The sequence below is a fragment of the Oerskovia sp. NPDC056781 genome (genome assembly GCF_042789955.1).
Lineage (GTDB): Bacteria > Actinomycetota > Actinomycetes > Actinomycetales > Cellulomonadaceae > Oerskovia > Oerskovia rustica.
The window spans coordinates 1-9,370 of sequence record NZ_JBHUAD010000155.1 but is presented as its reverse complement, the minus strand read 5'-3'; the positions used below and the strand labels follow the sequence as shown (position 1 = coordinate 9,370).

General features: G+C 72.3%; 11 protein-coding genes and 1 tRNA gene. 7 read left to right on the top strand and 5 right to left on the bottom strand.

Going from position 1 to position 9,370, the window contains the following annotated elements; translation table 11 throughout:
• Positions 1 to 127 precede the first annotated feature (127 nt).
• Entirely contained in the window at positions 128 to 1,588 is a 1,461-nt protein-coding gene (locus ACFRCR_RS13220; protein WP_377678119.1) for a DEAD/DEAH box helicase, read from the bottom strand.
• 535 nt (positions 1,589 to 2,123) lie between these two features.
• Between ACFRCR_RS13220 and ACFRCR_RS13215 the strand changes: the two genes are divergently transcribed.
• Positions 2,124 to 2,870: a M50 family metallopeptidase gene (locus tag ACFRCR_RS13215; RefSeq protein WP_377678117.1), complete on the top strand. Its 747-nt coding sequence runs from the start codon at positions 2,124 to 2,126 to the stop codon at positions 2,868 to 2,870.
• A gap of 69 nt (positions 2,871 to 2,939) precedes the next feature.
• Positions 2,940 to 3,317 (top strand): DoxX family protein, encoded by a 378-nt coding sequence (locus ACFRCR_RS13210; protein ID WP_377678115.1) that lies wholly within the window; start codon positions 2,940 to 2,942, stop codon positions 3,315 to 3,317.
• A gap of 193 nt (positions 3,318 to 3,510) precedes the next feature.
• Here ACFRCR_RS13210 and ACFRCR_RS13205 read toward each other — a convergent pair whose 3' ends face one another.
• Positions 3,511 to 3,795 (bottom strand): iron-sulfur cluster biosynthesis family protein, encoded by a 285-nt coding sequence (locus ACFRCR_RS13205; RefSeq protein WP_191792120.1) that lies wholly within the window; start codon positions 3,793 to 3,795, stop codon positions 3,511 to 3,513.
• Positions 3,796 to 4,192: 397 nt separating this feature from the next.
• Between ACFRCR_RS13205 and ACFRCR_RS13200 the strand changes: the two genes are divergently transcribed.
• Positions 4,193 to 4,264: transfer RNA gene (locus ACFRCR_RS13200), tRNA-Lys, on the top strand.
• Positions 4,265 to 4,274: 10 nt separating this feature from the next.
• Here the strand turns inward: ACFRCR_RS13200 and ACFRCR_RS13195 are convergent.
• Complete coding sequence (locus ACFRCR_RS13195) at positions 4,275 to 4,952, bottom strand: PAS and ANTAR domain-containing protein (RefSeq protein ID WP_377678113.1); 678 nt, start codon at positions 4,950 to 4,952, stop codon at positions 4,275 to 4,277.
• 646 nt (positions 4,953 to 5,598) lie between these two features.
• On the opposite strand from ACFRCR_RS13195, the gene ACFRCR_RS13190 reads away from it, so the two are divergent.
• The gene (locus ACFRCR_RS13190) at positions 5,599 to 5,757 is read left to right on the top strand and encodes a hypothetical protein (protein WP_377678111.1); all 159 of its coding nucleotides are present in this window, start codon (positions 5,599 to 5,601) and stop codon (positions 5,755 to 5,757) included.
• Positions 5,758 to 5,807: 50 nt separating this feature from the next.
• Entirely contained in the window at positions 5,808 to 6,569 is a 762-nt protein-coding gene (locus ACFRCR_RS13185; RefSeq protein WP_377678109.1) for a class I SAM-dependent methyltransferase, read from the top strand.
• Between the two features lie 100 nt (positions 6,570 to 6,669).
• Here ACFRCR_RS13185 and ACFRCR_RS13180 read toward each other — a convergent pair whose 3' ends face one another.
• Positions 6,670 to 6,912, bottom strand: coding sequence for a hypothetical protein (locus tag ACFRCR_RS13180; protein ID WP_377678108.1), 243 nt, complete (start codon positions 6,910 to 6,912; stop codon positions 6,670 to 6,672).
• Positions 6,913 to 7,059: 147 nt separating this feature from the next.
• Between ACFRCR_RS13180 and ACFRCR_RS13175 the strand changes: the two genes are divergently transcribed.
• Both ACFRCR_RS13175 and ACFRCR_RS13170 read left to right on the top strand, forming a co-directional pair.
• Complete coding sequence (locus ACFRCR_RS13175) at positions 7,060 to 8,043, top strand: DUF2804 domain-containing protein (RefSeq protein ID WP_377678107.1); 984 nt, start codon at positions 7,060 to 7,062, stop codon at positions 8,041 to 8,043.
• Between the two features lie 91 nt (positions 8,044 to 8,134).
• On the top strand, positions 8,135 to 8,701 hold the full coding sequence (locus ACFRCR_RS13170; protein WP_377678105.1) for a pyridoxamine 5'-phosphate oxidase family protein: 567 nt from the start codon (positions 8,135 to 8,137) through the stop codon (positions 8,699 to 8,701).
• A 12-nt stretch (positions 8,702 to 8,713) separates the two neighbouring features.
• Here ACFRCR_RS13170 and ACFRCR_RS13165 read toward each other — a convergent pair whose 3' ends face one another.
• On the bottom strand, positions 8,714 to 9,298 hold the full coding sequence (locus tag ACFRCR_RS13165) for an ASCH domain-containing protein (protein WP_377678103.1): 585 nt from the start codon (positions 9,296 to 9,298) through the stop codon (positions 8,714 to 8,716).
• Positions 9,299 to 9,370 lie beyond the last annotated feature (72 nt).

The window sequence follows — 9,370 nt, the reverse complement described above, 5'->3', positions numbered from 1 at the left end:
CCGGGGTCCTGAAGCATGCCGTCACCCTCGGCGACAGAACGCGTCACCCTCGGCGGGTGTGTCCGTCACCCTCGGCGACAGAACGCGTCACCCTCGGCGGGCGAGCGAGCGACGAGCAGACCGTCCCTCAGTACGACGACGACGAGTACACCGTCGCCGAGCCGCCACCGCGCTGCGAACGACCACGGCCGCCACGACGACGAGCCTGCGCACCAGCGCCGCCCTCACCGCCCTGCGCCGACTGGCCGCGGCCGCCCTGGGCGCGCTGCGCCGTCGGGCCTGCGGACTTGGCCGGGGCCGACGTGCGGGCCGCACGCGACCCACCGTTGCGCGACGGCGTGCCGCGCTTGGCCTGCGTCTGCGGCGGCGTGATGTCCGCAGGACGGACGTACTCGGCGACCTCGCCGACGAGCGCCGTGATGGCCGCGTCACCGGGGGCGACGGGCTGCGGCTGTGCCGTGATCTTCGCCTTGCGGGTCAGGTCCTTCACGTCGTTGCGCTGCTCGGGGAGCATGACGGTCACGACGACGCCCTCGGAGCCGGCGCGAGCCGTACGGCCCGAGCGGTGCAGGTACGCCTTGTGCTCGGCCGGCGGGTCCACGTGGACGACCAGCTCGATCTCGTCGACGTGGATGCCGCGCGCGGCGATGTCGGTCGCGACGAGCACGCGGACCGACCCGTTCGAGAACGCCTCGAGGTTGCGCTCACGCGCACCCTGGCCGAGGTTGCCGTGCAGGTCGACCGAAGGGATGCCCTGTGCCGTGAGCTGCTTCGCGAGCTTCTTCGCCTGGTGCTTGGTGCGCGTGAACAGGACGCGACGGCCCGTGCCCGACGCGAGCTGCTGCACGACGTCCTTCTTCGCGTCCGCGTCACGCACCGCGAAGATGTGGTGCGTCATGTTGGAGACGGGCGACTCGGCGGAGTCCACCGAGTGGCTCACCGGGTTGCTCAGGTACCGCTTGACGAGCTGGTCCACTCCGTTGTCGAGCGTCGCGGAGAACAGCAGGCGCTGGCCGCGCGTCGGGGTCTTGTCCATGATGCGCTTGACGCCGGGCAGGAAGCCCAGGTCGGCCATGTGGTCGGCCTCGTCGAGGACCGTGATCTCGATGCCGTCGAGCGACAGGACGCGCTGGTTGAGCAGGTCCTCGAGGCGTCCCGGGCAGGCGATGACGATGTCGACGCCCGCGTTCAGCGCGCTGACCTGACGGCTCTGCGCGACGCCACCGAAGATGGTCGTCGTGTTCAGGCCCAGGGCCTTCGCGAGCGGCTCCATCGTGGCGTTGATCTGGTTGGCGAGCTCACGCGTCGGGCACAGGACCAGGGCGCGGGGGCGACGGGCGGCACGACGCGTGTCCGACTGGGACAGGCGCGTGACGACCGGCAGCGAGAACGCGAGGGTCTTGCCCGAGCCCGTGCGGCCACGGCCCAGGACGTCGCGGCCCTTGAGCGTGTCCGGCAGCGACGCCACCTGGATGGGGAACGGCGACTCGATGCCCTGGCTGGAGAGCTCGCGGACCACCGTGGTGGGGATCGCGAAGTCGTTGAAGGTCAGGCCCTCGGGCACGACCGTCGGGACCGACGAACGCACGGGGGCAGGACGCTGCTCGCGCTGCTCGCGGGGAGCACGCTGCTCGCGGTTGCCACCGGCGGGGCGGCCCTGGCCTGCGCCACGACCGTCGCGCGAGTCGCGCTCACGGACCGGGCGGCCGTCGCGGGTCACCTTGGCGGGACGCGAGTCGCGGTTGTCACGCTCGTCGCGGGAGTCTCGGGCCGGACGGGCCCGGTCGTCGCGACCCGGGCGGTTGGTGTCGCGGGACTGCTGTCCCTGCGACTGGTTGGAACGGGGGGCTGCGGCGTTCGGGCGCACGGCAGCACGAATGGGGTTGTTCAAGGGTTTGCCTCTCGGGCGTAGGGTCGGGGTTCGCCGCAAGAAATCCAGGGAACTCCACGACGCTGGGCGCGCAGAGATGCGCAGCCACGGTCCCCACTCTCTCATGACTGGGGCGCACGTGCGTCGATGGTGATCGACGTCTCCACATCCCTCACCGATCCCTCACCTCCCCGGTGGCTCACCCAGGGGCTCGCCCGGACCTCTCACCTCCCGCACGTGCGGGCGTGGTGGAATGTCGCCCGTGGACTTCATGAGCTCCGTGGGCGACGTCATCGGTCAGATCTGGTCGGCGGCCACCACTCCCGTGCCCGCACCGGCCTCGGCGGTCGTGCTGTCGATGTCGCTCGTCGCGCTCATCGTCGTGGTGTTCACGCCCATCTGGCGGGTCGCGCGGCACGTCGTGACGATCGCGCACGAGGGCGCGCACGCCATCGCGGCCCTGCTCACCGGGCGGCGCCTGACGGGCATCCGCCTGCACTCCGACACGTCGGGCCTCACGGTCTCCTACGGCAGGCCGCGCGGCTTCGGCATGGTACTCACGGCCTTCATGGGCTATGTCGGCCCAGGCCTCGTAGGCCTCGGGGCGGCCGCGCTGCTGCGGGCGGGCTACGCCGTCGGGCTCCTGTGGCTCCTCGTGCTGCTGCTGACCCTGATGCTGCTGCAGATCCGCAACTGGTTCGGCCTGTGGTCGGTGCTGGTGAGCGGCGTGGCTCTCGTCGTCGTGTCCTGGGCCGCGACGCCGCCCATGCAGAGCGCGGTGGCGTACGCCGTGACGTGGTTCCTGCTGCTGGGCGCGATCCGGCCCGTCCTGGAGCTGCAGATATCCCGCAGCCGCGGCAAGGCCCGCCAGTCCGACGCCGACATGCTCGCGCGGCTCACCGGCATCCCCGGGCTCGTGTGGGTCGGGGTGTTCCTGCTCGTGACCGTCGGCGCGGCCGTCCTGGGCGGGTACTGGATCGTGTCGCCGGCGGCTGCGTGAGCCGGACGGCCCACCGCAGCGGGTGACGACCCCAGGGCGAGCCGCACCCACCCTGCCTAGCATCGGGGCATGGCACCCTTCCCCGTGGTCTCCGCGGTCTCGCTCGCCGCTCTGCTCGGCTCGTCCGGCGTCGTGCACCTGGTACGCCCGCAGGTCTTCGAGCCCTTGATCCCCGACGCCCTCGGAGCCCCTCGCCCGTGGGTCACGTGGAGCGGCGTGGCGGAGCTGGCGTGCGCGACGGCGCTGCTCGTCCCCGCGACGCGTCGCGCCGGCGGCCTGGCGAGCGCCGCGCTGCTGGTCGCCGTCTTCCCCGGGAACGTGAAGATGGCGCTCGACTCGCACCCCGGGGCCCGGTCGTGGGCCCGCAGGCCCGTGGTGGCCTGGGGGCGCCTACCGGTCCAGGTGCCGCTCGTGGCGTGGGCGGTGGGGGTCTCGCGACGGGGGTGAGCAGGTCCGACGCCCTCCCCGCACGACGACGGGCCGCCCGCTGCGTGCGGACGGCCCGTCGGGATGATCGGGTGCGCAGCCCTGGCCGGGCCGGGAACCTTCCGAGGAGGAGGGGGGTCGGCTCCCGGGACGGGCGGGCCGCGCAGCCGGTCGAGACGTGGTGCGGGCTGTCAGGCCCCGCAGGTGGTGCCGGTCAGGCCTGCGGCGTGAGGACGAACCCGGGTCCCTCGGTCGCACGAGGGTCGGTGTCGAGCGTGAGGTTCGCGAGCGCGATCGAGGTGGTCGGCTCGACGAACACTCGTGCGTCGCCGCTCTCGACGACGGTGTCGTCAGGCTGCGGGCTCGGGACGAGGGCCAGCTCGAAGTCGCCGGACTGCGGCGCCGACTCGGCGATCCGGAGGCCGCCGCCGTCGGGCACTCCGGCCCGCGTGGTGAGGTCCTGGACTGCATCGCGGGCGTTGTCGGTCAGGGTGAGCATGGGAGCTCCTCTCGGTTGCCTGGGGACGCACGGGCAGTCTTGCGACGAACCCTCGGCGTGCGCCTTTCGGTTGCCTCCAACCAAACAAGGATCGGGCCCGATCGCAAGGTCGGGGACCGATTCACGGCGTGTCTCTCACCCAGTGGGATCGAGCGCGACAAGCCCTCGCGGATCGCGTTAGGGTCCGCGCCCGCGGGGCTGGCGCTGGCGTCGTGGCCGCCGCGATGCTCGCTGCGGGCTGCCACCTCCACGCGGGCGACGGAGAACCGGCGCACTGGGGCGCACCCAGCCCGACGGCCCCGCTCACCCGTGGGCGCGTCGCCGCAGGCGGGGGCTCGGCGCGTAGACTCTGCGCGGGCCCTGGCGGCGTCTCGGACGAGGCGCATGCACGGCGCCCGGGCCTCTAGCTCAATGGCAGAGCTGCGGACTTTTAATCCGTAGGTTGTGGGTTCGAGTCCCACGGGGCCCACCGCTCTGAGTCACCGCACCGGCCGCTTCCCCTCGAAGAACCGGTCGAGGTCTGCCCGTCGCAGCGCCCCGGCGACGCCGCCGGCGGTGAGCTCTGCGACGAGCCGCCGTGACAGGTCGCGCAGGGGCTCGTTGTTCACGCTCGAGTGGTGGCACATGAGGTCGAACGCCTCGTCGGCAGGCAGCCCGTAGATCGCCATGACGGCGCCCTTGGCCTGCTCGATCGTGGAGCGGCTCGCGGAGGACGCCCGGATCGCGGCGGTGGCCTCGCGCTGGGCGAGCTCGCGCTGCGTCGTCGTGAGGTCGATGAAGTAGCCCGAGACGTGCGTGGTCTCGCCCGTGCGACGGTCGAGCCGTCCGCGCCCGACGACGCCGAGCGTCCGCGTCCTTCCCTGTGCGTCGACGATGCGGTGGACGGAGCTGAAGGGTTCGCCCGTGGCGACGGCGGCGAGCAGGACGTCCTCGACGCGTTCGCGGTCCTCGGGGTGCCTGTGCGCGAGCATGAGCGCGGTCGTGGGCATGATCTCGCCGGGCCGGAAGCCGTGCATGGCGTACAGCTCGTCGGACCACCACCAGCTCTGGTCGGACACGTCGAGGATGAACTGGCCGACGATCTGTGGTGCACCGCGCAGCAGGGCCTCGGCGAGCTCGGGGTCGAACCGGCGAGACGGGTTGTACGAAGTGGTCAAGTAGGCCCCCAGGGCATGGGAAAGGAGCGGGCCTACTTCCAGACTCCTCGGTGATACTAGCCCGGATCCGTTGCCTCACCAGCGAGGACAGCGTCCCGACGGCGGAGCGCCCGCGCGTGGGCAGGCTCGCGGTCGCGTGGGTCGGGGAACGACGAAGCCCCCGCTGGCCGGGGCCGAGCGGGGGCTTCGTGAACGTTAGGTGGTGGCGCGATGCAGGGGGTACTTCGCGCCACCGAGGAAGACATTACCCCCTAGGAGCGGGTGTTGACGAACCGCGTTCGGATGGCGGGCGATCGGACGCACTCCTTCCGATATCGACCCTCGCGCTGCGCGTCGGACTCCCCTCGTCGTCGACGATCTCGGCCGCGAGGAGCCCGGGGCCCAGGTTCTGGCCGGGCTCCGTCCGGGACCGTGCGCGAATGACGACTGACTCGCACGTCCCATGCATAGAGGGGGTGACGTCCCACTCAGTGAGCACCGTCGGCATTCCCAGGATCGACACCTAGGGTTTGCCTTACGCCCGCCCCCTGTGTGGCATAAAACACCACGTACCAGGAGGTTCTTCGAATTGCGGGCAGCGGCCTCCTATGTGCAGAGTGGGACAATGGTATGGGTTACGGTAGGGCTGGTTCTCGTGGTGCTCGGCGTGTCACTCGCCGTGCGCGCCGCGTGGGCCGTGCGTGCCGGTGAGCAGCGCGGGCACTCCAGCTCCGGCGGTCACGGCATGGGCATCGCCCTCGGCGCCGGCATCGCCTTCTGGGGTGCCGTGATCACCACGATCGCGCTCATCGTCAACAACAGCTGACCTCCGAACCAGCTGCCCAGCCCCTGCTCCGACCTGTCAGGATCGAACGCATGAAGCGATCCTTCGACGACCTCGTCTCCGAAGCAGCCTCCGTCTCCGTCGACGGCTGGGACTTCTCCTGGCTCGACGGCCGCGCGACAGAGCAACGTCCGTCCTGGGGCTACGCACGCTCGATGGGCGAGCGCATGGCCACCGCGAGCGCGGCCCTCGACGTCCAGACGGGCGGCGGCGAGGTCCTCGCCTCGGTCCCCCGGTTCCCCCGACTGACCGTCGCGACCGAGGGCTGGCCCCCGAACGTCACCCAGGCCACGAGGCTCCTGCACCCGCTCGGCGTCGCGGTCGTCGCCGACGCGGACGAGCCACCACTGCCGTTCGCGGACGAGGCGTTCGACCTCGTCGTGAGCCGCCACCCCGTGAAGCCGTGGTGGTCCGAGATCGCGCGCGTCCTCGCCCGGGGCGGTACGTACTTCGCGCAGCACGTCGGCCCCTACAGCGTGTTCGAGCTCGTCGAGTACTTCCTGGGCCCGCAGCCCGAGGAGGTCCGCAACGGCCGCCACCCCGACGACGACCGCGCCGCTGCCGAGGCGGCCGGGCTCGAGGTCGTCGACCTGCGGTTCGAGGAGCTGCGCACCGAGTTCTTCGACGTCGGCGCGGTGATCTACTTCCTGCGGAAGGTCGTGTGGATGGTCCCGGGGTTCACCGTCGAGGAGTACCGCCCGCAGCTCGCTGCGCTGCACGAGCAGATCGAGGCCGAGGGACCTTTCGTCGCGACGACGACGCGCTTCCTGGTCGAGGCGCGCAAGCCGGGCTGACCGCCCGGACGAGAGCGCCGCCGTCGGGCCGGGTGGGGAGGTGTCGCCCTTGACACCCCGGCCGAGCCACCGGCGTCGGCGCCGGCGTGGTCGAGCGGGTTCAGCTGCCGAGCCCCGCGTTCCCCCGCGTCAGGTCTCCGAGGGCCGCGAGCGCCCGACGCTTGCGGTCCGCGGGGTCGATCGTCCGTTCGTCCCCCGGGTTGGCACGGCGCACGGGCTTGCCTGCGCGGTCGCCGGACTCGACGGTGCGGGGCATGCCGGGCGCGCCGGCCGCCCGCGTGGTGGACCGGGAGCGCCGGTGCGGGGTGCTCGGGGCGAGGAAGTAGGGGCGTTGGGTGCTCATGGGCTCTCCTCGGGTCGTCACCGCCCCGCTGCCGGGGCCGTGGTGTCGATCCTGAAGCACTGTCGTTTCGTCCGTGTTGCGAGCGCAGGACATCGAGGTGTCGTCCGCACGACGCTCCGGCCGACCACCGGCCAGTAGCCTCCTCGCATGACGACGCACGAGCGCGAGATCACGTCCTCGGTCGACCTGTGCCTGCCGGACGGCCGGCTGAACCCGGACGCGGTCGGGTGGACGCGCACCCCGCTGCACCGCGCGAACCTGCGCGGGTGGGGGCGGACCAAGCGCTGGGAGTACTGGGGCGTGACGACGCCGACCCACGTGGTCGGGATCGTCGCGTCCTCGATCGACTACGCGGGCGTCCACGGTCTGTACGTCCTGGACCGGGCGACGGGCGAGGAGACGGTGACCGACGTCGTGGTGCCCCTGGCCCGGGGTGTGCTCATGCCCGAGCGCAGCGGCGTCGGCCGCGTCGGGGCGCACGCGAAGGACCTCGCGATCGCGATCGAGCAGCGCCCCGAGGCCACCCGCATCAGGGCGGCGTCGCGCGACGTGAGCCTCGACCTGACCGTCCCGCTGCCGCCCGGGCACGAGTCGCTGGGGGTCGTCGTCCCGTGGAGCGACCGGCTGTTCCAGTACACGCTCAAGGACGTGGCTCGTCCGGTCCACGGCGCGCTCACGGTGCGCGGCACACGGCACGACGTCAGCGCCGACGACTCGTTCGCGGTGCTCGACCACGGGCGCGGCCGGTGGCCCTACGCCATGACGTGGAACTGGGCCGCGGGCAGCGGGCACGGCCGCGGCATCCAGCTCGGCGGCGGGTGGACGGACGGCACGGGCGCCACGGAGAACGCGCTCCTGCTGGACGGGCGGATCCACAAGATCGGCGCGACGCTCGACTGGACGTACGACCGTACGGACCGGCTCGCCCCGTGGCACGTCTCGGGCGACGGGGTCGAGGCGGTGTTCACGCCCTTCCACGAGCGGGTGGCACGCACCGAGCTGCTCGTCGTGGGCAGCGAGACGCACCAGTGCTTCGGCACGTGGTCGGGCCATGCGCGCACCGACGAGGGCGCGTGGACGGACCTGGACGGGCTGGTCGGCTGGGCCGAGGAGGCACGGCAGCGCTGGTAGCCGCACGGAGTCTCCGCAGGCCCGACGGCGCCGCTCACCTCGGACGTGGACAGCACCTTCGCGACGCTCGCCTCGGTGCCAGACTGCCGCCATGGCGACCGTCCACGACGAGATCACTCCCCGGCTCTCCCGCTTCGTGCTGTCCCAGCCCGTGTTCTTCGTGGGCACGGCCCCGCTCGCCGGTGACGGGCACGTCAACGTCTCCCCCAAGGGCATGGGGGGCACCTTCGTGGTGCTCGACGCGCACCGGGTCGCGTACCTCGACTACACGGGCTCGGGGGCCGAGGTCGCGGCGCACCTGCAGGAGAACGGGCGCATCGTGGTCATGTTCTGCGCCTTCGAGGGACCGCCGAACATCGTGCGCTTCCACGGCCGGGGACGGTACGTCCTCGCCCGCACCCCCGAGTTCGACGACCTGCGCCCGCTGTTCGCCAAGGAGCGCGAGTCGGGGCAGCGCGGCATCGTCGTGGTCGAGGTGGACCGGGTCTCCGACTCGTGCGGGTTCTCGGTGCCGCTCATGGACTTCGTGGCCGACCGTGACGTCCTGGACCGCGCGCACGACCGGCGAGAGCCCGAGTACTTCGACGCGTACTGGCAGAAGAAGAACGCGACGAGCATCGACGGGCTGCCCGGCGTGGACATCGCACCGCTGGGCTGAGGGGCGCGAGAGCTACGTCGCGTCGAGGTACGCCCGCCCGCGCGGCGAGATGCGGTAGCCCACGGGCAGGCTCTCGGTGAGACCGAGCTCCTTGAGCCGCCGCACCCGGATCTTGAAGTAGTCGCGCTCGACGCCGATCGAGGTCGCGAGCTCGCGTGCCACGACCTCGGGTCGGGCGACGATCAGGTCGAGGTAGTCCCTCGTCCACGGCTCGGGCGCCGCCCGGTCCATGCGGTCCAGCCTCGCCCGGAGCGCCTCGACCTCGTCGGCGGACAGGTCGGCCTCCTGGCGCAGCGCGATGCGCGGGTCCTCCCCCACGCGCCGCAGCCCGATCCGGTACAGGTCCCCCTCGCCCTTGGCGGCGACCCAGGCGAGCGCCGCGTCCGCCGAGCGGAACCCGGCGGCCCGTGCGTCGTCGTCGGGCAGGACGGGGACCCCGTCCACCTCCGCGACCCGGTCGATCGAGGTGACCTCCACGACGCCGATCCGCGTCCTCATCCGGCCGCCCGCGCGCACGCGCGGCGCGAGCCAGCGGCGGTACGCGAGGGACACCGTGCCGTCCTCGAGCCCGCTGAGCGTCTGCCGGGTCAGCAGCATGCCTCCAGGGTACGAAGACCGGCCGCGGCGTGCAGGGCGGCACGTGGGCGCCCGCCCGCGGGCGCCCTCAGG

Bases quoted from the DNA above. Each gene is read 5' to 3' on its own strand.
- ACFRCR_RS13180 (WP_377678108.1), bottom strand. From the start codon at position 6,912: ATGAGCACCCAACGCCCCTACTTCCTCGCCCCGAGCACCCCGCACCGG.
- ACFRCR_RS13175 (WP_377678107.1), top strand. From the start codon at position 7,060: ATGACGACGCACGAGCGCGAGATCACGTCCTCGGTCGACCTGTGCCTG.
- ACFRCR_RS13165 (WP_377678103.1), bottom strand. From the start codon at position 9,298: ATGCTGCTGACCCGGCAGACGCTCAGCGGGCTCGAGGACGGCACGGTG.
- ACFRCR_RS13205 (WP_191792120.1), bottom strand. From the start codon at position 3,795: ATGCTCACCCTGACCGACAACGCCCGCGATGCAGTCCAGGACCTCACC.
- ACFRCR_RS13215 (WP_377678117.1), top strand. From the start codon at position 2,124: ATGTCGCCCGTGGACTTCATGAGCTCCGTGGGCGACGTCATCGGTCAG.
- ACFRCR_RS13210 (WP_377678115.1), top strand. From the start codon at position 2,940: ATGGCACCCTTCCCCGTGGTCTCCGCGGTCTCGCTCGCCGCTCTGCTC.
- ACFRCR_RS13170 (WP_377678105.1), top strand. From the start codon at position 8,135: ATGGCGACCGTCCACGACGAGATCACTCCCCGGCTCTCCCGCTTCGTG.
- ACFRCR_RS13185 (WP_377678109.1), top strand. From the start codon at position 5,808: ATGAAGCGATCCTTCGACGACCTCGTCTCCGAAGCAGCCTCCGTCTCC.